The organism is Neoluteolibacter marinus, from assembly GCF_014904755.1.
GTDB lineage: Bacteria > Verrucomicrobiota > Verrucomicrobiia > Verrucomicrobiales > Akkermansiaceae > Haloferula > Haloferula marina.
The window spans coordinates 104,328-127,977 of sequence record NZ_JACZFQ010000090.1 but is presented as its reverse complement, the minus strand read 5'-3'; the positions used below and the strand labels follow the sequence as shown (position 1 = coordinate 127,977).

At 66.5% G+C, this 23,650-nt stretch carries 13 protein-coding genes; 7 read left to right on the top strand and 6 right to left on the bottom strand.

From position 1 onward, the window contains the following. Positions 1-53 precede the first annotated feature (53 nt). Together IG178_RS17210 and IG178_RS17205 are read left to right on the top strand one after the other, a co-directional pair. On the top strand, positions 54-4,709 hold the full coding sequence (locus IG178_RS17210) for a lamin tail domain-containing protein (RefSeq protein WP_343226000.1): 4,656 nt from the start codon (positions 54-56) through the stop codon (positions 4,707-4,709). 226 nt (positions 4,710-4,935) lie between these two features. Continuing rightward, entirely contained in the window at positions 4,936-10,623 is a 5,688-nt protein-coding gene (locus IG178_RS17205) for a lamin tail domain-containing protein (protein ID WP_193213811.1), read from the top strand. Here IG178_RS17205 and IG178_RS17200 read toward each other — a convergent pair. The 5 genes from IG178_RS17200 to lepB all read right to left on the bottom strand — a co-directional run bounded on the left by IG178_RS17200 (position 10,620) and on the right by lepB (position 15,654). Beyond that, the gene (locus tag IG178_RS17200; RefSeq protein WP_193213810.1) at positions 10,620-12,110 is read right to left on the bottom strand and encodes a DUF7133 domain-containing protein; all 1,491 of its coding nucleotides are present in this window, start codon (positions 12,108-12,110) and stop codon (positions 10,620-10,622) included. The two genes, IG178_RS17205 and IG178_RS17200, sit on opposite strands and share 4 nt — an antisense overlap. Next, the gene (locus tag IG178_RS17195) at positions 12,107-12,976 is read right to left on the bottom strand and encodes a c-type cytochrome (RefSeq protein ID WP_193213809.1); all 870 of its coding nucleotides are present in this window, start codon (positions 12,974-12,976) and stop codon (positions 12,107-12,109) included. The genes IG178_RS17200 and IG178_RS17195 overlap by 4 nt, the downstream gene beginning before the upstream one ends. A 118-nt stretch (positions 12,977-13,094) precedes the next feature. Beyond that, positions 13,095-13,502: a hypothetical protein gene (locus tag IG178_RS17190; protein WP_193213808.1), complete on the bottom strand. Its 408-nt coding sequence runs from the start codon at positions 13,500-13,502 to the stop codon at positions 13,095-13,097. A 33-nt stretch (positions 13,503-13,535) separates the two neighbouring features. After that, positions 13,536-14,375 carry a phytoene/squalene synthase family protein gene (locus IG178_RS17185; protein ID WP_193213807.1) on the bottom strand — a complete coding sequence of 280 codons (840 nt, stop codon included), beginning with the start codon at positions 14,373-14,375 and terminating at the stop codon, positions 13,536-13,538. Between the two features lie 64 nt (positions 14,376-14,439). After that, positions 14,440-15,654: a signal peptidase I gene (gene lepB / locus IG178_RS17180; RefSeq protein WP_226895525.1), complete on the bottom strand. Its 1,215-nt coding sequence runs from the start codon at positions 15,652-15,654 to the stop codon at positions 14,440-14,442. 230 nt (positions 15,655-15,884) lie between these two features. Here lepB and IG178_RS17175 point away from each other — a divergent pair, with 230 nt between their 5' ends. The 5 genes from IG178_RS17175 to IG178_RS17155 all read left to right on the top strand — a co-directional run bounded on the left by IG178_RS17175 (position 15,885) and on the right by IG178_RS17155 (position 22,619). Next, on the top strand, positions 15,885-16,814 hold the full coding sequence (locus tag IG178_RS17175; RefSeq protein WP_193213805.1) for a YncE family protein: 930 nt from the start codon (positions 15,885-15,887) through the stop codon (positions 16,812-16,814). Between the two features lie 284 nt (positions 16,815-17,098). Then, positions 17,099-18,022, top strand: a complete 924-nt coding sequence (locus tag IG178_RS17170; RefSeq protein ID WP_193213804.1) for a DMT family transporter — start codon at positions 17,099-17,101, stop codon at positions 18,020-18,022. A gap of 26 nt (positions 18,023-18,048) precedes the next feature. After that, positions 18,049-19,290: an acetylornithine transaminase gene (locus tag IG178_RS17165; protein WP_193213803.1), complete on the top strand. Its 1,242-nt coding sequence runs from the start codon at positions 18,049-18,051 to the stop codon at positions 19,288-19,290. A gap of 17 nt (positions 19,291-19,307) precedes the next feature. Next, on the top strand, positions 19,308-20,204 hold the full coding sequence (gene argF, locus IG178_RS17160) for an ornithine carbamoyltransferase (RefSeq protein ID WP_193213802.1): 897 nt from the start codon (positions 19,308-19,310) through the stop codon (positions 20,202-20,204). A gap of 63 nt (positions 20,205-20,267) precedes the next feature. After that, positions 20,268-22,619, top strand: a complete 2,352-nt coding sequence (locus IG178_RS17155; protein WP_193213801.1) for an FG-GAP repeat domain-containing protein — start codon at positions 20,268-20,270, stop codon at positions 22,617-22,619. 10 nt (positions 22,620-22,629) lie between these two features. Here IG178_RS17155 and IG178_RS17150 read toward each other — a convergent pair whose 3' ends face one another. Then, positions 22,630-23,523, bottom strand: coding sequence for an alpha/beta hydrolase (locus tag IG178_RS17150; RefSeq protein WP_193213800.1), 894 nt, complete (start codon positions 23,521-23,523; stop codon positions 22,630-22,632). Positions 23,524-23,650: the final 127 nt, after the last annotated feature.

Here is a 23,650-nt window from a genome sequence, read left to right as displayed (position 1 = left end):
CCAGCGCCAGCGCCGGCGCCACGGTCACCGCCTCCGGCGGCCCCCCCCCGGCAGTGACGCTCTACTACGGCACCAGCGACGGCGGCTCCGACGCCGGTGGCTGGGATGCCTCGCTTTCCCTCGGTGAGTTCACCGGCAGCCAGACCACCCTGATCGCCGGACTGGACCCGGCCACGACCTACTATCACCGCGCCTACGCGGAAAACGACGGCGGTGGGTCCTGGGCCTCCGCCTCGGCCTCCTTCTCCACCCTCACCGTCACCACCCCGGCGGTCGAAAACCGCAGCGCCAATGGCATCACCGGTTCCACCGCGAACCTGCGCGGCGAGGTCACCGACAGCGGCAACGACGCGCCCGCGGTGACCGTCTTCTACGGAACCAGCGACGGGGGCACCAATCCGGCCGGCTGGGATGACAGCGCCGACGCCGGCCTGCAAACCGGGGACTTCAGCCGCTTCGTTTCCGGCCTTTCGCCCGAAACCACCTACTATTTCCGCAGTCGTGCGGCCAATGCCATCGGCACCGTGTGGGCTCCCGACACGCTCTCCTTCACCACCACCGCCGCGGTGCCCGACAACGCGGTGATCACCGAGTTCCACTACCGCCCGGCCGACAAGACCAGCCCCGAGGAATTCATCGAGATCCACAATCCGGGCGACAGCGCGCTCGACCTGTCCGGCTGGACGCTCTCCGACGCGGTCGCCTTCACCTTCCCCGGCGGCACCACCCTGCCCGCCGGCGGCTACCTCGTGGTCGCCGAGAACCCCGCGACCCTCCTGTCCAGATACGGCGCGGCCGCCCTCGGCCCCTGGACCGGCAACCTCAATTCCAGCGGCGAAAGCATCGATCTGCGCGACGCGGGTGGCACCCTGCGCGATCGGGTCGACTACGGCGTCGGGTTCCCTTGGCCAACCGGCTCCGACGGCGGCGGCAACTCGGCGGAACTGGTCCATCCGGGCCTCGACAACGACCTCGGCGGCTCGTGGCGCGCCTCGGGGTCGGCCGCCAGCGGGCCGGTAACCTACATCGAATCCCAGGCCGCCGGTTGGAAGTATCTCAAGGGGACGGCCGAGGCCTCCTCGCCCGTGACCTCCTGGCGCGGAACGTCCTTCAACGATTCCGGCTGGGCGAACGGGCAAACGGGCATCGGCTACAACGACGGCGGCGTCAACACCACCCTCGGTGACATGCGGCGGGTCACCGGTGGCAGCGCGGGCTACGCCAGCGTTTACTTCCGCAAGTCCTTCACCGTGCCGGCCGACGCCATCCCCGACCAGCTGCGGCTGCGGATCCGCATCGACGACGGCTGCGTGATCTGGATCAACGGCACCGAGGTCGAACGCCGCAATGTCGGCACCGGCCAGCTCGCCTACAACTACCTGGCACCCGCCAACCACGAGAACGCCTGGGAAGAGGTGATCCTGGAAAATGCCGGCAACTACCTCTTCGGCGGCACCAACGTCGTCGCCGTGCACGGCTTCAACACCACCCTCGGCAGCAGCGATTTCTCCATGGACCTCGAGCTGTCGTCGGTCGCCAACACCTCGCCCGCCCCCACCCCCGGGGCCGCCAACTCGGTCGCCCGCGCCAGCGCCGCGATCCCGCCCCAGATCCGCCAGGTCGAGCACTCGCCGGAAAGCCCCGGACCCGGCGACGCGGTGACCATCACCGCCCGCATCACCGATCCCGACGGCGTCGGCACCGTCACCCTCGCCTATCAGACCGTCGATCCCGGGGCCTACATCCGGCTCACCGACGCCGCCTACGCCACTTCCTGGACGACCGTGACCATGCGCGACAACGGCACCAACGGCGACGCGACCGCGAACGATTCCACCTACACCGCCAGGATCCCCGGCTCCGTCCAGAACCACCGCCGGCTGGTCCGCTACCGGATCACCTTCGCCGATTCCCTCGGCAACACGCTCACCGTGCCCTACGCCGACGACGAACAGCCCAACTTCGCCTACTATGTTTCCAGTCCCTTGGCGGCGTGGCAGGGAGCGCTGCGGCCCGGCAGCACGCCGCTCCAGACCTTCCCCGGCACCCTGCTCGACGACCTGCCGGTCTATTCGTTGATCGCCAACGGTACCGACGTCATCAACTCCCAGTACAGCAGCGGCTACGACGCGGTCCGCTTCCGCGGCACCTTCGTCTACAACGGGAAAGTCTACGATCACATCGAGTTCAAGAACCGCGGCGAGGCCTCGACCTACCAGTCGGGGAAGAACAAGTGGCGCTTTTTCTTCAACCGCTCCCGCGATCTTCCCGCCCGCGACAACTTCGGAGCGAAATACAAGGAGACCTGGGGTTCATTCTCCGGCAACGCCTGCGCCAGCCCCTGGGCCCCGGTCCACCGCGGCATGGCCGGCGTCGAGGAAGCCGCCTCCTTCAAGCTCTACGACCTCGCCGGCCTGCCCTCGCCGCACACCCACTACTACCACTTCCGGATCGTCCGCGGCGCCGACGAGACGCCCGCCCCCGGCGTGGTCGTCAACGACCCCATCGGCAGTGCCGACGGCCAATATGCCGGCGACTTCTGGGGCCTCTATCTCGCGGTCGAGCAACCCGACGGCTCCTTCCTCGACGAGCGCGGCTTGCCCGATGGCAGCGTTTACAAGATCGAGGGCAACGCGGGCGACAAGAAGAGCCAGGGCGCGACCCAACCGCTCGATTCCTCCGACTGGAACAGCTTCCGCGACGCCCACGTCAGCGGCAACCCGACGGAGAGCTGGTGGCGGGCGAACATGGACATGGAAGCCTACTACACCTTCCACGCGCTCAACCGCCTGGACGGCAACGTCGATGTCCGCTCCGGCTACAACCACTACTTCTATCACCGCTCCTCGGACAACCGCTGGGTGCCGATGCCGTGGGACCTCGACATGATGTTCATCGCCAAGACCCACTGGAGCGGGCTGATCGATGCCAACAAATCGATCGTCCAGAATCCCGCGCTCGCGCTGGAGTACCGCAACCGCGCCCGCGAAATCCTCGACCTGCTTGCGTCCGATTCCGCACCCGGCGGCGGCCAGGTCGCGCAGGTGATCGACGAGTTCGCCCAGATCGTCAATCCGGCCGGCCAGACGCTCACCTGGGCCGACGCCGACGCCGCGATGTGGAACCTCCACCCCCGGACCCGCGGCACCGACAGCAACGCCAGCGGACAAGGCAACCACAAGGGGAACTTCTACCGCACCAGCTTCGCCGACAGCCGGATCGGCGGCGGCTGGACCCGCTGGCTGCGCTCGCCGGCATCCTCGGGCACGATGGCACACGAGGACTCGATGGCGTACCTCCGTGACTACGCCACCAACACCTGGCCGGGCGGCACCTGGGCGGTCAACAACGGCAACCAGCTCGGCTACGGCTACCAGTACCTCGCCGCCGACGCCGCCGACGCGGCGATTCCCCAGACCCCGACCCTCACCGCCACCGGTGATCCGTCCTACCCGGTCAGCGACCTGACCTTCAGCGCATCCGCGTTTTCCGACCCGCAGGGTGCCGGCACTTATGCCAAGACGCAGTGGCGGCTCGCGGAAATCTCCGGCCCCGGGGTCCCGGGTTATGTCGCCGGGACACCCCGGATCTATGAGATCACCCCGGTTTGGACCGAGGAATCCACCTCGGCCACGGCCAGTGTCCGCATCCCCTACGGCATCGCCACCCCCGGCAGGACCTACCGCGTCCGCGTCCGCCACCAGGACAACACCGGCCGCTGGAGTCACTGGTCCGCACCTGCCACCTTCGCCGCAACCACCCCGCCGCCGGGACAACTGCTGCACTACTGGAACTTCAACGAAGCCAATCTGCTTGCCGTCACCCAGACCCTGGGCGGCGGAAATTTGACACCCTCGCTCAGCGGCGGATCCGCGACGGTCGCGGACAACAACGAAGGTTTCAACGGCGAGAATGCCCGCAACGAAAACCCCGCCGGCAACCACCTCCGCGTCAACATCCCGCTCGGCGCGATCCTGGATTTCGCGATCCCAACCACCGGCCACGAGAACATCGTCGTCAAATACGAGACCCGCCGCTCCGGCCAGGGCGCCGGCACCCAACAGATCGCCTACACCGTCGACGGTTCGGTGTTCACGCCCTTCACCACCCTCCCGGTCCTCGACGCCACGCCGGCCCTTCAGGTGCTCGACTTCCGCCAGGTCGCCGGCGTGGCCGACAATCCGCTGTTCGCGCTGCGCATTTCCTTCCAACAGGGCGACGGCGGCAATGCCGGCAACAACCGCTTCGACAACTTCACGGTGGAAGGCGACCCGCTCGCAACCCAGCCGGGCACCTACGCCCACTGGCGGGCGACGAATTTCCCCGATGCGGGCGACCTCGCCAACGACGCCATCTCCGGACCTGATGCGACTCCCGCAGGCGACGGCATCGCGAACATCATCCGCTATGCACTCGGTGTCGGCCCGCTTGACCCCGTCGCCCACCTGCTGCCGGTGCTCACCACCGGCCCGTCCGGCTTCACCTTCCTGTTCCGCCACGATCCTTCGCTGAGCGACTTGACCTGGCGCGTCCGGGCCTCGCGCGATCTCGACGATTGGTCGGCCGTGCTGTTCGACTCCGAAACCGACACCCCGCCGCCGCTGGTCGACGGCTGGCTGCCGGTGGAACTCCCGGCGAACCTTGATGGCGGACTGGTTCCCGACCCCAAGATCTTCGCCCGCCTCGAGCTATCGCTTGAGGCGCCCTGAGCCGATGGTCCATTCGCCATCACAAGATGGCCCGGCAGCCCCGATCATGGCGGGCATGGCCGCGAAGAAAGATAACATTTCGTGATTATCACATCGAACTAGATTCTGATTCTCGTGTGGACATTTCGTCACAATTAGAATCTGGTGGCCGTTGCGAACCGATCAGGGCGGGAATTCAACCGGACCTGATGGCGGTTCGCCACCCCCCCACCACCCCCAGAAGATCATGTTTGCTGCCTTGCGTTTCGCTTGGTTGTCGATTGCTTTGTCAGGTTTGATTTCGGCAACGCCGATCACGATCGGCGACCCTTCATTCGAAGTTAACTCGCTTGGTCCCGGCGAAAACGACGAGGACTTGAGTCCCGAGTGGCAGGAGACCGCCGGACCCGGCAACAACTTTGGTTTCGAGGACTACCAGCCGGGATTCGCGGCGGCGGGAACCGATCACCTCGCGATCGAGTTCAGCCACGACGTCTGGCAGGACCTCGCGGCCACCTATCAGACCGACACCCGCTACACCCTGACCGTCGCCGCGGGGAACCGCGAGGGGATCACCCAGCCGGCCAATGAAACCCGTTACTACCTCGCGGACAGCACGGGGACCATCTTCGCAACCGGGATCTTCAACGCCTCGACCCTGGCGGCGGGAACCTTCGCGGATGCCCCGCCGCTGATCTTCGATACCCCCGCCAATCCCGCAGCGGTGGGCCAGACCATCCGGATCCTCCTCCAAGCTCGAGGGGCCGGCCGATCCCATTTCGACCACCTCCGGCTCGACGCCACCGCCCTCATCCCACCCGGCGGCGCGACGCTTCACACCGACGCCGCCACCGCCGTTGCCACCACCAACGCGACCCTCAACGGCACGGTCACCGCCATCGGGAACGACGAACCCGTAGTAACCTTCTTCTGGGGAACCACGGCCGGCGACCTGAACCCGGCATCGTGGCAGGATTCGCTGACCCTGCCGGGAAGCCACGCCAGCACCTTTTCAGGAAACATCTCCGGTCTCGCACCGGGAACGACCTACTTCTTCATCGCCCGGGCCACCAACAGCGCCGGCGACTCGTGGGCGCTTCCACCGAAGAGCTTCGAGACCCTGCCCCTGCCTCCGCTTGTCACCCACCTCCCGGTCGCGGACATCACCGCCACCTCCGCCATCGCAGGTGCCACCGTGAGCTCCGTTGGCAGCGGTGATCCGGTCGTGACGATCTACCACGGCCCTGCCGACGGTGGCACCACCCCCGCCAACTGGGCTTCCTCCACGGCGGTGAGCGGATCGGCCGGCGATTTTGTCGCCACCCTGGACGGCCTGGCACCGGGCTCCACCACCTACTTCCGCGTCCACGCGGAGAATGCCGGCGGGTCCACCTGGGCGGCGTCCACGTTCTCCTTCACCACCCTGACGGTGAACCTTCCCGCCGTCGAAAACCGCAGCGCGAGCGGCATCACCGGCACCACCGCCAGCCTGCGCGGCGAGGTCACCGGCGAGGGCAACGAAACGCCCTCCATCACCGTTTTCTACGGCACCAGCGACGGCGGCACCAACCCGGCCGGCTGGGAGTCTTCCGTCGACTCTGGACCGCAGTCCGGGGACTTCTCGTTCTTCGTCACCGGGCTCACCCCCCAGACCCCCTATTATTTCCGCAGCCGGGCGACCAATGCGGCGGGATCCTCCTGGGCACCCGACACGGCCACCTTCGTCACCACCCCGCTGGTTCCCGACACCGCGGTCATCAATGAGTTCCATTTCAAGCCGTTCGACGGCACCGAACTGGAAGAGTTCATCGAACTCCACAATCCCGGGGACTCGACGCTCGACCTCTCCGGATGGTCCCTGACCGACGCGGTCGAGTACACCTTCCCTCCGGGCACCAGCCTGGCCCCGGGTGGATTCCTGGTGGTCGCTGAGAACCCGTCGTTCATCCTGTCGAACTACGGCAAGACCGCGCTCGGGCCGTGGACCGGGAAACTGAATTCCAGCGGCGAGGACATCGAACTGCGCGACGAGACCGGCACCCTCCGCGACCGCGTCAACTACGGCGTCGGTTTCCCCTGGCCCACCGGCGCCGACGGCAGCGGCAGCTCCGCCGAGCTGCTGGATCCTTCCCTCGACAACGACGTAGGCGGCTCCTGGCGTTCGTCCGGCACCGTCTTCTTTCCTCCGACCGTCTACATCCCGTCCCAGGCCACCGGATGGAAATACAAGAAGGGCACCGCCGAAGCCTCCGACCCGGTCGATGACTGGCGGACACCGGCCTTCGACGACTCCGGCTGGGACGAAGGCCAGACCGGAATCGGCTACAGCGACTCGGGCCTCAACACCACGCTGGCCGACATGAAGAACACTTACGGCAGCGTCTACTTCCGCAAGTCCTTCACCGTCGAGGCCGGCGACATTCCCGAGGAGATCCACCTCCGGGTCAGCATCGACGACGCCTGGGTGATCTGGATCAACGGCGTCGAAGTCCACCGCCGGGCCACCGCCAGCGGCCAGCTCGCCTATAGCTTCCTCAACGGCAGCGGCCACAACAACGACTGGGAAGACGTCACGCTGACCAACGCCGACAGCTACCTCGTCGGCGGCACCAACGTGATCGCCGTCCACGCCTTCAACGCCTCCATCGACAGCCCGGACTTCTCGATGGACCTGGAGCTCGCGACCGACGCCCCGCTGTCGCCGGTGCCCACCCCCGGCGCGGTGAATTCGGTCAAGCTCGACCCGGCGCTGATCCCCCCGGCGATCCGCCAGGTCGACCACAGTCCCCGCGCCCCCGTCCCCGGTCAGGTCGTCACGATCACCGCCAAGGTCACCGATCCCGACGGGGTCGACAGCGTCACCCTCGACTACCAGATCGTCGAACCGGGCGCCTACATCCGCCTCGGTGACCCCGCCTACGCCGCGTCCTGGACCACCGTGACCATGAAGGACAACGGCCTGAGCGGCGACGCGACGGCCAAGGACTCGATCTACACGGTCCGCATCCCCGCCTCCGTCCAGCAGAACCGCCGGCTGATCCGCTACCGGATCCACTTCTCCGACGACCTCGGCAATTCGGCCGTCGCCCCCTACGCCGATGACGAGCAGCCGAACTTCGCCTACTTCGTCTACGCCGGCCTGCCCGCGTGGCAGGGCGCCTTCCGACCCACCACCATCGCCGGCTCGACCGAGCCGCCCACGCCCGTCCAGTCCTACCCCGCCAGCCTGCTCGACGACCTGCCGGTCTACACCTTGATCGCGAACGTCGACGACATCGTCGAATGCCAGTACGAGACCAGCGGCGACCACGTCCGCTTCCCCGGCACCTTCGTCCACGACGGCAAGGTCTACGACCACATCCAGTTCCGCAACCGCGGCGAGGCCTCGACCTACAAGTCCGGCAAGAACAAGTGGCGCTACTACTTCAATCGTAGCCGCGACTTCCCGGCGAAGGACAACTTCGGCGGGGAATACCGGGAAACCTGGGGCTCGTTCTCGGCCGACGCCTGCTCCAGCCCGTGGGCCGCCCTCCACCGCGGCATGGCCGGCGTCGAGGAGGCCGTTTCCTACAAGATCTTCCAGCTCGGCGGGCTGGCGTCGCCGAACACCCACTACTTCCACCTGCGGGTCATCCGCGGCCCCAACGAGACCCCCGCCGCCGGCACGGTCATCAACGACCCGATCGGCGAGGAGCCCGTCGGCAACCCGGTTTCCGACGGCCAGTACGCCGGCGACTTCTGGGGCCTCTACCTCGCCCTCGAGCAACCCGACGGATCCTTCCTCGACGAGCGCGGGCTTCCCGACGGCAACCTCTACAAGATCGGCGCGAGCCAGGGCGACAAGAAGCACCAGGGCTTCGGCCAGCCGGTCAACTCCAGCGACTGGAACGCCTTCCGTGATGCCTACAAGGGTGCCGGGGCCCCGACCGAATCGTGGTGGCGGGCGAACATGGACATGGAGGCCTACTACACCTTCCACACCCTCAGCCGCCTCACCGGCAACGTCGACCTCCGCACCGGCTACAACCACTACTTCCACCACCGCGTCACCGACGGCCGCTGGGTCCCGATCCCGTGGGACCTGGACATGATGTTCATCGCCAAGCGCCACCAGACCACCGACATCAGCGGTAACGAGATCCCCGGCGTGATCTACGCCCACGAGTCGATCCAGGACAACCCGGCGCTCCACCTCGAGTTCCGCAACCGCGCCCGCGAGATCCTCGACCTGCTCGGCTCCGACAGCGCGCCCGGCGGCGGCCAGTTCGGCCAGCTGGTCGACGAGTTCGCCCAGATCGTCAACCCGGCCGGGCTGGCCCTCACCTGGGCCGATGCCGACGCCGCGATGTGGAACCTCCACCCGCGCAGCAGCGGCACCGACGGCCGGGCCAGCGGCCAATTCAACCACCGCGGCAACTTCTACCGCACCAGCTTCGGCGACACCCGCAACGGCGGTAGCTGGACCCGCTGGCTGCGCTCGCCGACGGACTCCGGGATCATGGCGCACGAGGACGCGATGGCCTTCCTCCGCGACTACTCGACCAACGCCTGGCCCGGCGGCCCATGGACCGCCAACAACGGCAACCAGCTCGGCTACGGTTACCAGTATGTCCTGTCTGAGTCGGCCGATCCCGACATTCCGCAGACCCCGGTCGCCACCGCCACCGGCGATCCGGCCTTCCCGGTCAGCGACCTGGTTTTCACCTCCTCGTCGTTCTCCGACCCGCAGGGCTCCGGCACCTTCGCCAAGACGCAGTGGCGGCTCGCGGAAATCTCCGGCCCCGGGGTCCCGGGTTATGTCGCCGGGACGCCACGCACCTACGAGATCGATCCGATCTGGACCGAGGAATTCACCTCCACCACCGCCAGCGTCCGCATCCCCTACGGCATCGCCGACCCCGGCAAGTCCTACCGGGTCCGCGTCCGCCATCAGGACAACTCCGGCCGCTGGAGCCACTGGTCCGCACCCGCCGCCTTCACCGCCACCCCGCCGCCACCCGGACTGCTCCTCCACTACTGGAACTTCAACGGTGCCAACCTGCTCACGCCGACCCAGACCATCGGCGGAGCGGCCCTCGCGCCGACCTTGAACGGATCCGCCACCGTCATCGCCGACAACAACGAGGGGTTCATCGCCGAGAATGCCCGCAACGGCGATCCCGCCGGCAACCACTTCCGGCTGAACTACCCGCTCGACGCGACACTCGACATCGCCCTCCCCACCACCGGCTACGGCAACATCGTCGCCAAGTACGAGACCCGCAGGTCCGGCCAGGGAGCCGGAACCCAGGACGTCTACTACACGGTCGACGGCACCACCTACCTGCCCTTCACCTCCTTCGTCATCGCCGACTCCGCCCCGGTCCTGCGGATCCTCGATTTCCGCAACATCCCCGAGGCCAACGACAACCCGCTCTTCGCCCTGCGCATCGCGTTCCAGCAAGGCGACGGCGGCATTGCCGGCAACAACCGCTTCGACAACCTCACCCTCGAGGGCGACCCCTTCGCCCTCGAGCCGGGCACGTACGCCTACTGGCGCGCGGAGAACTTCCCCGAACCCGGCGACTTCGCGAACGACGCCCTCTCCGGGCCCGATGCCTCGGCCGCCGGCGACGGCATTTCCAACATCCTCCGCTACGCCCTCGGTGCCGGCCCCCACGACCCGGTTACCCACCTCCTGCCGAAGCTCACCGCCGTTCCCGGCTTCACCTTCAGCTTCCGCTTCGATCCCTCGCTCACCGACCTGATCTGGCGCGTCAAGGCGTCGCCGGACCTCGACGACTGGTCGACCGTGCTATTCGACTCGGTCACCGACACCCCGCCGCCGCTGGTCGACGGCTGGCTGCCGGTCGAGCTTCCCGCAAGTCTCGGCGGCGGACCGCTCCCGGATCCGAGGATCTTCACCCGCCTCGAGCTGCTGCTCGACACGCCCTAGGGCAGCTCGCTCGCCTGATAGTAGAGCACCTTGCCCTCCAGCGCGACGTCCCCCGCGGCCCGCAGCTTGCCGAGATCGACGCGATGGATCGCGCCCTTCGCCGGCTGCAGCGGGATGACCAGCTCCCGGCCATCCGCCGCGAGTTCCGGCGTACCGATCGCCACTGACGCCTCGTCGATCTTCGGCGACCCGTAGTCCTGGTGATAGTGATAGCTGAAGCGGTCGACCTTCACCGCGTCGCTGCCCCCGGTGACCGGTTGGCTGAGTGAAATGCGCAGCACGCTTTGGTCCCCGGTCTTCGCGAGCGACACGGCGGTAACTGTGAAAACCTTGTCGAGGCCCGAGGGGACGATTTTCACCAGCCCTTCCGCACCGGCCCAGGACAGGTGGGTCTTGCCGACCCACAGCGCCCCGTCCTTGCCGAATGCCAGGCGGTGGTTGCCGATTCCCAGCGGGGTGCCGTCGAACATCGGGATCAGGGTTCCCTGGCGGAAACCCGCGACGTCGTCCGGCAGGTAGCGGACCATCCGCGCCTGGTTCATTTCACCGATCAGCACCTGCCCCGCGAAGGGCCCCCATGAATCCGGGAACACCACCGGTTGCGCCGGCGAGTTCGCCAGCTCGCCTTGCGGAAACCGGGCGCTTTCCTTCACCCGCATCGCATCGAGTTCCGGCTCCGGCAACATCCTCGGATCCCCCTTGTCCCAACCGTCCCGCCACACCAGCGACGCCGGGTGACCGTAGAAGCCGCCCTTCTTCACCACGTAGAGCGGCGAGGTGCCGCGCCAGTCGCCCTGGTTGTCGGTGGCGAGCAGGTTGCCCTGCGCGTCGAAGCCGATGCCATCGGGCGAACGGAAACCGCAGGCGAAGGGCTCCGCCGTCTTTCCGTCGGGCGAAAGCTTCATGATCCAGCCGCGCCACGGGACCCGCGAATACATCCGGCCGGCCTTGCCGGACTTCTTGCCCCAGCTGCCGTCGTGGATCATCTGCTTGAAATCCAGCTCCCCGATGTCGGACCACGTGCCGCGGATCTCGGGACGCACCCCCGCGCCGTTCGAGGCGATGTTCAGCGCAACGTAGAGGGATCCGTCCGGCCCCTTCGCAGGGCCGAACGCGAACTCGTGGTAGTTGCCGGTCATCCCGAAGTCGTCGAACAGCGTCTCGTACTCGTCCGCCCGGCCGTCGCCATCCACGTCCTTCACGCGGGTCAGTTCCGCGCGCTGCATGATCAGGAAGCTCGACGGTGATTCCGCGAGCAGGCCGAGCGGCTCCTGCAAGCCCTCGGCGAACTTCGACCACGACCTGGTTGCCGGGTCGAAGACCATCACCTCGCCGCGGTGGAAGGCCGCGGCCACCTTGCCGTCGGGCAGTGCGTCGACGCCGCCGATCTGCGGGTCCACTCCCGGGGGATTCGGCATCGGTTCGATCGCGAAAGGCGCCGCCGCGGCCGAGCCCAGGAGGAGGAAGTACGAGAGGTAACGTATCATTTCCAGGAGAAGTCGAGGGTGAAGGACTTGGACCGGTCCGCGCCGATCCCGGGGCTACCGGTGCTGGACACCACCGTGGCACCACCGGACGCGACCGCGGTCATGTCCTTGGCGCCGTCGGTCGTGAACTCCCGGGCGATGCCCTTGCCACCGGCAAGCGGCCGGATCGTCTCCGTCCAGACCATGCCGCCCCGGCGGTAGCGGAATGTGGGCAGTCCGTCCTTGTCGACGTGATAACCGAGGAAGCGCGGCGGCAGCTCCTCGCCGGCGAGCGGCCAGGTCAGGGGAAAATGCTCCTCGCGATAGACCACCTCGCCCTGCAGCTTGGCCAGCGAGCTGCCATTCGACTTCCAGTAGGGCGCGCCGTCGACGAAGCCGCCTTTCCAAACGTAGCGGAGCCGGCATTCGGCGGCATCGAAGCAGTAGGAGAGGTCGCCGGGCAGGGCCACCGCGATCGCGGCCGGCGACGCGTCGGGCAGGAAGATCCGCTGGACCTGGGGCCGGCGAACCATCGCCGCCGGCACGCTGTAGGGATCACCGTTGCCCTTCTTGAGTTCCGTTTTCCCCGCCGCGGCCTTGAGGATGAATCCGTGCAGCTCGCGGAGAACCGGCTCGCCGAGGTGGGCCATGGACGGCATCTCGATGACACCCTCGCGCTTGTGCTCCGGCTTGACGCACCACTTGACGAAGCCGTCCGGATTGTCGCGGTAGATGCCGGCGATCTCCACCAGCGAGGGGCCGACCACCATGTGGTCCACCGCGTGGCAGGCCGAACAATTGATTTGGAAAACCTGCGCGGGCGGATCCGCCGCAACCAGCGGGGACGCCATCAACGCGGCGGAGAGCGTGAGAATCGGGTACTTCATGCGGTGCCGTGATCCCGACACTACGTTCCGACGCCCGCCGGACAACCAAAAGAACCGTCCCCCGCGTCGGGGAAAAATCAGGGCCCCGGCCTTCCGCAGACCTGACCGGAGGATTCCCTCAGGGCACCCGGAAGATCTTCCCGTTCGACGGGTCCTTTGCCAGCGCCCCGCTCTTGAAGCCCTCAACGTCGATGACGTTGTAAGGCGCATACGGGCTGATCACCTGGTTCGGGTTGTTGGTCTTCTTCGCCGAAGGATAGGTCTCGCGCGGCTTGGGTTCCGGCGGTGCCGGATCATAGTCATCCGCCCGCGGCCCCGTTTCACGCGGTGCCGGCGGGTTCCCATTCGGGATCTGCTCGTATTCACCGGTCTCCGAGGCCGGCCCCCTGCCATCGCGGGCATAGGGATAGTAGGGCTCGCCATCGCGGGTCGGAGGCTGCTGCAGGTGATAAGGTACCGGCGGCGGTGGTGGCGGGATGCAGGCGGCCACCAAAAGGGTGATCGGAAGAACAAGCAGGGGTTTCATGTCGGCGATCGGACGAATCGATGGCGGGATTATTCAGGCGGCCGAGCCGCCGCGAAGCAGGAAATGTTTCGAGAAGATCGCCATCTTGCGGGCTTTGGAAAGCCGGTAGCGCTGGTTGAAGACCTTGAATGCGTCGCCGCGCATCTTTTCCAACAGCGCCTGGTAGGTCGAGCGCATGATTTCCGCCGGCACCAGTGCCTTGGCATCGGACTTCGGCATTACCTCGATCGCCTCGCGGTAGAGCGCGTCTGCGCGGTCCGCCTGGTAGGCCATCATCGCCACGAAGCGCCCGTCGTAGACGCGGCCGACCAGGTCGCGCTCGGTGTATTGGAAGCGGGCGAGGTCGGCCAGCGGCAGGTAGATGCGGCAGCCGTTGCCGAGATCCTCGCCAACGTCGCGCAAAATGTTGGTCAGCTGGAGGCCGTGACCGAGGGCGACCGCGTAGCGTTCGGATGCCGGATCGTTGGCACCGAAAACCTTCAGCGACGCCAGGCCGACCGCACAGGCGACCTTGTAGGTGTACTGCGAGAGATCCTCCCAGGTGCCGAAACGCTGCGGCCGCAGGTCCATCCGGCACCCTTCGACGATGGCGGTCAGGAGATGGCTGGGAATGTCGTACTGCCCCATCAGCTCGACCACTTCCCGCTGCAGCGGATCCGGATCGACGAAGCCGTGCTCGAGCCCCTCCTGCCACGCCGCCAAGCCCGACTCGCGCTCCTCGATCGGGCGGTCGAGATCGTCCGCCAGATCGTCCACAACGCGGCAAAACGCGTAGAATGTCACCATCCCCTCGCGCCGTTCCTTGGGCAGGATCTGCAGCGCGAAGGCGAGGTTGGACTTCGCTTGCTTCGTGATTTCAGCGGAATCGGTCATGAAGAGGGGCAGAAAACGATGCACTTCCGGTGCCAGCCTGACCATGCGTGCATTTGCGCACGGATCACTTGATGAAACCCCAGTGTCCGGTGGTGATCGGCCACAGGGAGAACAGCGCGGGCCCCGCGAGGTTGAACTCCTTGACACTCCCCCAGTAGCGCGAATCGAGCGAGTTGCCGGTATTGTCACCCAGTGCGGCGTATTCGCGCATGCCCGGGGCGGCCTTGTCCTTGAGATGGAACTTCGACCCCGGTCGCTGCAGCGGCAGCGGGTAGCCGGTCTCCCCGGCATTGGCGAGGACGTAGCCTTGGTTCAACACGCCATACTCGCCCTGCGCATGCATCACCCGCAGGTTGCCGGGCTCCTTGGAAATGGTGCCGTTGACGAAAAGGTCGGGCGGGCGGATCTCCAGGGTGTCCCCGGGCACGCCGCTGAGCCGCTTGATGTAATGGGTACCACCCGCCTGCCCCCCCATCCCGACTTGCTTCGGGTCCTCCCGCTCGGTCGGGATGCCGCGGGTGTCGAACACGAACACCTCGCCGCGCTTCGGCCGCCGGAAATGATACGAGACCTTGTCGACCAGCACCAGATCGCCGGTATCCACCCAGCCGGTCAGGATCGGCTCGCCGCGACGGTAGCTCTTGCCGACCATGTAGCGCTTGTGGGTCCGCGGGTCCTCGATCGTGCGGGCCTCCACGTGTTTGGCGGTTTCACCGATGGCTGCCGGAATCTTGATGCTGGTGCCGTCGTTGAACATCACCTCGGTGCGGGTGAACAGGAACCACGACCGGTCGTGCAACCCGGTGACCTGGACGTCGTTCTTCGCCAGGATCGTGCGATAGCTCCTGCCGCGCGTGACCATTTCATAGAGCTGCTGGCCGAGCCACGGCTTCTTGTATTCCGGATCCTTGCTGTTGTGGATGGTGATGCCGTTGAGCGTCGGCTGCATCGAACCGGTCGGGATCCGGAACGGCTGGATCACATAGGCGCGCAGGCCGAGCGCCACCACCAGCGCCACGAAGATCACCTCGACGTTCTCCTCCCAGCCGCTCTGCACCGGGAAATTCGGCAGGGCTTGCTCACAGGTCGCGCGCAGTTGCTTGGAAGCCTCTTCCACCTTCGCGCGGTCGCCGGACTTCACCGCGTCCATCAGGTCGGCACGCCGCGACTCGATCTCGTCGATGCGGTCCTCCGGGAGGAGATCCCGCTTGTAGTGGAGGAACTTCTTCGCGCCCTTGTGGAGCAGCTTCGCCTCCTTCTTCCATTTCGGCGTGAACATGCCGCGGAGTGTCGGCACGGATCCCCTTGCATGCAAGTCCGGCCGAACGGGGACGCGAAATCGGAGAAACGGGCCGCGGGCACAAGCATCGGGACGCCGCTTCAGGCGCCTCTTCCGGCGGGTTCCCGCAACAACCGCCCTGGTTCCATTGGAATTGACAAGCCGAAAGGCGGTTCACTTGATCCCCATGACGGGTGCCGGGTGCCGGCTCCCACCTCCCCCCGATCATCATGCCCCGCCCCCGCCGGTTGACACTCGCGACCCTTTTTCTTCTCTCGGCCCTATCAGCTCTTCCCGTCTGCCGGGCCGCCTCGATGCGCCTGAGCTGGATCGGACAGGGCACGGCCGGTGATACGCGCTTCGGACTCCACTCGATCCCGCTGGATGGAAGCGGACCGGGGGCTTTCCTGGAACTTCCCGCCCGCACCCAGAGCATGACCGTCCACGAAGGAACGGTCTACTATGCGCAGTCCCATCCCGACTACGATGGATCGAGTATCTTCACGACCGACATCCAGGGCGGCAACAGGACACCGCTGTATGAGATCGACCGGAGGGCCACAACCTGGGGATTCGTCGTCACCGGGGATCACCTCTACCTGAGCGACTCCCTCTACGACACGATCCGCCGCACGGACCTGGCAGGAGGGCACATGGAGTTTATTTTCGAATCCGGCGCCTCTCCTTCGCCCGCCTACATGACCGGAACTCCGGATCAACTGTTCTGGCTCCAGTTCGCCGTTTCGTCGCGGGGGAGCTCCGGGATCTGGACGCTCGACTACTCGGACCCGGCAACGGCGGCCCCGATCCTGGAGTCGCTGGGCGAGCCTCGCTACCTCAGCTCCAATTCCTTCAATCTCTTCTGGTTCGATAGCATGGACCGGAATATCTACCGAAGTGACTTCAGCGGGCAGAACCTGCAGGTAGTCGTGTCCTCGACGTGGGCCCGCGGCCTGGTGGTCGACGACGACTACCTCTATTGGGCCAACAACACCAACCTCCTGCGGAGCGATCTCAACGGGGAAAACATCGAGCTCATCCTCGTCTCGGAATCATTGATCGGGAGCCTCTATCTGGAAACCATCCCCGAACCGGGCACGCTTCTGTTAGGGATCACCGGCGCCTTGCTGCTTCTGGGCCACCGCAGGAGATCCGTTTAGAGTGGATGGCATTTCCGCCCGGTCGACGGGCATCGACCACCGCGGTGCACGGGCGGGCGGCGATTGCCGGGGACGGCCGCTTGACTTTCCCGGCCGAAACTGCCAATCCCCCGCCGTGCCCGCGATCCATCGCAAAGACCTCCGACTTGTCGCCCGCGCCATTTGGCGCGCTGGCGCTTCCGGGGCTTGATGGCAAACCACCACCTCCGGAACCGGCCCACGGCCATCCGGAGGAACCTTGAATCCCTGCCGCTGGCCCGCCGTTTCCGGATCCGACCGATCCGATGAAACCACCCGATACCAACGACCCGCGCGGCTTCCTGCTGATGCTGCTTTCCGTGTTCCTATTTGCCGCGAACACCCTGCTGCTGCGTGCCCTCGGCCTGCACTTTCCCGCCGCCGACGGCTGGATGGCCGCGCTCTACCGGGGCATCGTCGGCATGCTGATGGTCGCCGCGCTCTACGGCTTCGGCCGGGGACTGTCGCTGAAAGCGCTGGTCGGCACCAAGCTCGTCGCGCTGCGGGGGATCGTCGGCGCGTTCTCGATCGCCGCCTTCTATCTGACCATCGCCGAGCTCGGCGCCTCGCGGGCGGTGGTGCTGAACCTCACCTACCCGATCTTCGGCACCCTGATCGCGGCGTGGTGGCTCAAGGAGCACGTCTCGCGGGCCGCGCTGCTGTGGATGTTCGCCGGCTTCGCGGGACTTGCGGTCTTCGTCGGCGGCGATGCCTCCCGCGGCATTTCCGGCTGGGACCTGGTCGGCCTCGCCGGGGCCTTCGGCGCGGGCATCGTCGTGGTGCTGATCCGCAAGCTGCGGGAAACCGAGCACGCCGGGACGATCTACGCGTCGCAGTGCTTCTACAGCATCGCCCTCGCCCTGCCGGTCAGCGGCGGCAAGGTCGCTTCCCTGCCGGGCGCCGGGCACCTGTGGCTGGTCGCGGCCGCGGTGATCGTCGGCATCTCGCAGCTGGTGATGACCAATGCCTACCGCACCCTGCCCGTGTCGCGCGGCTCGTCGATCCAGATGCTGCTGCCGCTGGTCACCGCAGCCGGCGCCTATTTCCTGTTCCACGAACGATTCACCGCCATCGAACTCGCCGGCGCGGCGTTGACCCTCTTCGCCACCTGGCGGGTCGCCTCCGCCCGCCGCGTCCCTGCGCCGGAACCGTCACCGACAGTCGCAATTCCCGATTTGCCAAAACCATGAAGACCGCTAGCCTCCGCCCCTTTTCCATGAGTCACGTCCTTTCCACCTACGCCCGTTTCCCCGTCACGCTCGTCCGCGGCGAGGGTGCCCGGGTGTGGGACGATGCCGGCAAGTCCTACCTCGATTTCTGCACCGGCATCGCCGTCTGCTCGCTCGGCCACTGCCCGCCGCGGCTGGTCGATGCCATCCGCGAACAGGCCGGCACCCTGATGCATGTCTCCAACCTCTACGGCATCCCGCAGCAGGAAGAACTCGCGCGGGTCATTGTCGAGGAACAGGTGAAACTCCCCGGCAAGGTCTTCTTCGCAAACTCCGGCGCGGAGTCGAACGACGGCCTGATCAAGACCGCCCGCAAGTTCGGCCACGCCCGGCCGCAGCCCGACGGCTCGCCGCGCTTCGAGGTGCTTTCATTCACCAAGTCGTTCCACGGCCGGACCCTCGGCGGCATCAGCGCCACCGGCCAGGACAAGGTGAAGGAGGGCTTCGACCCGCTGCCCACCGGCTTCCGCCATCTGCCCTTCAATGATCTCGCCGCCCTCGAGGCGGCGATCGCGCCCGAAACCGCCGCCATCCTGCTGGAACCGGTACAAGGCGAGGGCGGGGTCAACGTCGCCACGCCCGAGTTCCTGCGGGGCGTCGCGGCCTTGTGCAAGAAGCACGACCTGCTGCTGCTGCTCGACGAGGTCCAGGCCGGATTCAACCGCTGCGGCCCGGCGATGGCCTGGCGCGCGATCGCTCCGGAAATCGAGCCCGACGCCATTTCCTGGGCCAAGGGCATGGGCGGCGGCTTCCCGATCGGCGCCTTCTGGTTGTCCGACCGGGCCATCGACGACGCCGGCACCTGCCTGTCGTCGTTGCTGGGTCCCGGCAGCCACGGCACCACCTACGGCGGCAACCCGCTGGCCTGCGCCGCCTCGCTCGCCGTGCTCGCGGAAATCGCCGACGCCGGCATCGAGGCCAACGTCCTCCAGCAGGAACAGCACATCCGCGAAACCATCGCCTCCTGGAAGCTGCCGGTCATCACCGAAGTCCGCGGCCTCGGCCTGTTGTTAGGCCTCGGCCTCGATGCCTCCCAACTCGCCGTCCCCGATGGCAAGCTCCCCGCCGCGTTCGTCTGCGGCGAGCTCCTGAAAGCCGGCCTCCTCGTCCCGCCCGCGGGTCCCGAGACCGTCCGCCTTCTTCCGCCGCTCAACGTCTCGTCCGCCGAAGTGGACGAGGCTCTCACCGTCGTGCGCAGCACGCTGGAATCACTTCTCACTTCTCACTGACCACTCGGTACTTTCCCATGAAACACCTCCTTTCCATCGAAGAACTCACCGCCGCCCAGATCACCGGCCTGCTGGCAGACGCCGCACGGCTCAAGGCGGAGCGTGGCCACCACGCCGAACAGCCGCTCGCCGGCCAGACCTGGGCGATGATCTTCACCAAGTCCTCGACCCGGACCCGGGTCTCCTTTGAAGTCGGCATCCGTGAGCTCGGCGGCAAGGCGATCTTCCTTTCCAAGAACGAGATCCAGCTCGGCCGGGGCGAACCGATCAAGGACACCGCGCGGGTGCTCGGCCGGATGGTCCACGGGGCCATCATCCGGACCTTCGCCCAGGAGGACGTGGTCGATTTCGCCGCCTACTCCGGCATCCCGACGATCAACGCCCTGACCGACGACGAACACCCCTGCCAGATCCTCGCCGATCTCCTGACGGTGCAGGAACTCCTCGGCAGCTGGGAGGGCAAGAAGATCGCCTTCATCGGCGACGGCTTCTCCAACATGACGATCTCGTGGATGTGGGCGGCCAAGCGGCTCGGCTTCGAACTCGCGGTCGGTGCCCCGCCCGAATACCAGCCGTCGCCCGACTTCCTCGCCAAGCTCGACGCCTCGAACGTCACGGTCACCAGCGATCCGGCGGCCGCGGTGGCGGGCGCCCACGTCATCAACACCGACGTCTGGCTGTCGATGGGCCAGGAAGACCAGAAGGACAAGGAATCGGCCTTCGGCCCCTTCCAGGTCAACGCCGACCTGCTCGCCGGCGCCGCAGCCGACCACATCGTCCTCCACTGCCTGCCCGCCTATCGCGGCAAGGAGATCACCGAGGACGTGCTGGAACTCCACGCCGACACGATCTTCCAGGAAGCCGAAAACCGCCTCCACGCCCAGAAGGCGGTGATGGCGGCCTTGGCGACGTGATGCTTCCAGAACAAATCCCCCGGGACTCGAGTCCCGGGATCCAAACTTCCATCCCCCCAACCATTGAACTCCGTCTCACTTCTCCTGGTATCGACCGTTCTTCCCGCAAGCTTGTGGGCACAGACAGTCCGGATCGAGATGCTGGCACCGGCGTCACAATTCCCGTTGGAGCCGACGAATCTCGTCGCCCGCGATCTGGACGGCGACGGCGACCTGGACTTGGTTCAACTCCCGGCAAACAGCACCAGCGGGGGCTTCGATCCCCACGCCCAGTGGATGGAGAACGTCGGACGACGCCGGTTTGCGCCGCCACGGCTGTGCCACGTCGCGCCCGTAGCGCAAGATCAATGGCTGGAGCGCGCGACCTTCGCGGATCTCACCGGGGACTCCGCTTCCGAAATCTTCGTATCCCGTTGGAACGCAACGCTTCCCGGAAGGTGTGAACCGCTCGCACTGACACCATCGCTGGATGGCGTGGCCCCTGCGGTCGGCGTCCCACTTGCCGCTCCCAGCACCGGGCCGTGGACGGCCCTCGATCTGGATGGCGACGGGCCGGCGGAGTTGCTTCATTTCACCTCCGAAGAAGGAGCACCGGTGACCCTGCACGTGCTGGAGCGCCAGATCGGGGGAAACTATGAGGAAACCGTAACCCGGCTGGTCCCCTCCAGGGCCGGTGTTAGTCCTTGGGCGGAAGTCACGGCCGTGGACATGGACCAGGACGGGGACCTGGATCTTTCCCTCGTGGATGACAGCGGGATTTTCCAGATACTGGAGAGGACCGGCCCGCGGTCCTTTGGGTCCGCCACCAGGGTCGTTTCATACCGCACCGGCGATCGCTGGACCGATATCGATGGTGACGGGTTGCCGGACCTGTTGATGTCAGACGGCGATTGGCTGCAGAACCTGGGCGGCCTGGCTTTCGCGGAGCAGCCCGAATTGGAAGCGTGGCAGCAAGTCCTTCCCGCCTTGTGGTACAGCGTGGTCCCACGGCCGGGACAGGAGGCGGCCTTCCACGCGGTGCTCGCCGGACCGGAAGAAGCCCTGGTTTTCGCCAATTTCAGCGCCAACTCGGCAGTGCCGGAAGCGGAAGTTCCGTTGCCGGTGCCCGCCACCTCTTTTCCCTGGTTTTTCCTCTTCGAAGACCTCGACGGCGATGGACGCCCGGACCTGTTGCTCCGGGCTCAAACCGACAACGGCAGCGCGGCACTCGATGTCGTGTGGGGATCGTCGAAACCCGTGAAGAAAGCCGCCCGGATTTTCACCGCGCCGTCCCGTTTCCAGTCGGTGCACACCGGCGACTTCGATGAAGATGGCAAGACCGACCTGGTCATCGGCCCCGATGGTGACGGAACCTTCTGGCTGCGACGCAACCGCGGGAAAACAGGCTTGGGCAATCCGGAGAAAATCAAGACGCTCAATCAGCGGCGCCACTTCCTGGAGATCGTGCAAACCGGTGATCCGAACGGTGACGGCCACCTTGATCTGGTCTGCCGCAGCGTCTCGTTGAAATCGGATGGCTACGAGGCGGTTCTCGCGGTGGCCAAAGGTCGTGGCACCGGCAAGTTTGGACGACCGCTTCGTCCGCGGGGCGCGCCGTCCGCATCCGCCTTCGGCGGCGAATGGATCGACTGGGACCTCGACGGGGATCCGGACCTGGTGGGAGCCGGGCAACTCCAGGAGAATACCCGCGGCAAGTTCAACACGCCACCCCGGCACCTGATCGACCTGTGCAACGCGTTGGACTTCCTGGGCAATCCGGTCACGATCGGCTTCACCCGCACCGGGGATCTGGATGGCGACGGTGCTCCTGACATCGTTTCCGCGATCTACGGCGATGTCACACAGCTGCCCGATTTTCCGTTCGGAAGCACATTCCCGAACCGGGCCGGTATCGGCTTCAACGACGGCCACGGGGGAATCGGGCAGATCGTCGAGATCCCCCTCGTGATCGCCGGCACCGACTTCCTCGGAAATCCCACCATGCCCGGCAATCTGGCGCTTGCCGATATGGATCTCGATGGCGACCTCGATCTCTGCCTGCGGGAGATCGATGGTAGCGACCTGCTCGGAAATCCCCTGATCCGTTCCCACTGGCTGGAGAACCCCGGCGACGGATCACGCGATCCCTCGTCGTGGCGGTCGCTGCCCATCGCGGGCGATGTGTTTCCCGGTTCACCTCTCGCGGACTTTGATGGCAACGGCTCTCCGGAATGGGTGAGCCCGAACGGCTACCTGAAAGCCGCGGACGGAGGACCGGTGGCGGTGGACGGCTTCCATTTCACCGGGGATGCCGATCTCTCGGCAAGTCCCCTGCGCGCTGCGGCGGACCTCGACGGCGACGGCCTGGCGGATTTCGTGGTCGGTGGAAACGGCTTGCCCTTGCTGCTGATCTATCAGCCGGAAGCCGGGGATTGAAGGAGCGCGCTCAGCGCTTCAACCACGCGTCCAGCAACGACGGCCAGGCCGCGAGGTCGCCCTTGTCTTGCACGTTCATCCCGTAGCCGTGGCCGCCTTTCTCGAACAGGTGGAGGCTCACCGGCACGCCGTGGGCCTTGCAGGCGGCGGCGTAGTCGAGGCTGTTGCGGCAGTCGACGCCGTCGTCGGCGGTGGTGAGGAGGAAGGCCGGCGGAGTGTCCTTGGTGACCTGCTTTTCACCGGAGCACTTCTCGACCAGCGCCGGCTCGGGATGATCGCCTAACAGGTTGTGGCGGGAGCCGCCGTGGGTCACCTCGCCCATGGTGATGACCGGGTAGATCAGGATCGAGAAGTCGGGCTTGCAGCTCCGGGCGTCGATCTCGTCCTTGCCTTCCTCCGCGAAGGTCTCGCCGTAAAGGGTCGAACACAGGCTGGCCAGGGATCCCCCCGCGGAAGACCCCATCACCCCGACCTTCGCGGGATCCACGCCCCACTCCTTGGCCCGCGCCCGCACCGTGCGGATGGCGCGGCGGGCATCGAGCAGGGGCACCGGGTACTGGTAGCCGAACTCCGCCTTGCCGCTGACGCGGTACTTTACGACCACGCCGGTGATGCCGCGTTCGTTGAGCCACTTCGCGTAGTCGTGGCCCTCGTGGTTCATCGCCAGGATGCCGTAGCCGCCGCCGGGAAAGATCACCACCGCCTTGCCGGTGTTGTTGCCGGCCGGCGCGGGGTAGGCGAAGTACTGCGGCACCTCGATGTCGGTGTAGCGCCAGCCGTCGCCGATCGTTTCCGATCCGGCGGGAGGACGCTTGGCCCCGGGGGCTTCGCCCTGCCACAAGGGTTCCCAATCGGCGGAGGCAACGGCGGTCATGAGGCAACAGGCGGCAATGAGGGTTTTCATGGTGACCTCTTACCGTTGCCGCCGGCGGCTTGTTTCGGCCAGTTGAAAGCGGGACATCACCGGATCGGGATCGCGGCAAATCACCCTTTGGAGTGCGCCGGCAGAGGAAGGCACGACCGGCGACGGC

Coding starts and splice junctions, on each gene's coding strand:
- IG178_RS17165 (WP_193213803.1), top strand. CDS start 18,049: ATGAGTCACGTCCTTTCCACCTACGCCCGTTTCCCCGTCACGCTCGTC.
- IG178_RS17200 (WP_193213810.1), bottom strand. CDS start 12,110: ATGATACGTTACCTCTCGTACTTCCTCCTCCTGGGCTCGGCCGCGGCG.
- IG178_RS17175 (WP_193213805.1), top strand. CDS start 15,885: ATGCCCCGCCCCCGCCGGTTGACACTCGCGACCCTTTTTCTTCTCTCG.
- IG178_RS17195 (WP_193213809.1), bottom strand. CDS start 12,976: ATGAAGTACCCGATTCTCACGCTCTCCGCCGCGTTGATGGCGTCCCCG.
- IG178_RS17170 (WP_193213804.1), top strand. CDS start 17,099: ATGAAACCACCCGATACCAACGACCCGCGCGGCTTCCTGCTGATGCTG.
- IG178_RS17185 (WP_193213807.1), bottom strand. CDS start 14,375: ATGACCGATTCCGCTGAAATCACGAAGCAAGCGAAGTCCAACCTCGCC.
- IG178_RS17190 (WP_193213808.1), bottom strand. CDS start 13,502: ATGAAACCCCTGCTTGTTCTTCCGATCACCCTTTTGGTGGCCGCCTGC.
- IG178_RS17150 (WP_193213800.1), bottom strand. CDS start 23,523: ATGAAAACCCTCATTGCCGCCTGTTGCCTCATGACCGCCGTTGCCTCC.
- IG178_RS17205 (WP_193213811.1), top strand. CDS start 4,936: ATGTTTGCTGCCTTGCGTTTCGCTTGGTTGTCGATTGCTTTGTCAGGT.
- lepB (WP_226895525.1), bottom strand. CDS start 15,654: ATGTTCACGCCGAAATGGAAGAAGGAGGCGAAGCTGCTCCACAAGGGC.
- argF (WP_193213802.1), top strand. CDS start 19,308: ATGAAACACCTCCTTTCCATCGAAGAACTCACCGCCGCCCAGATCACC.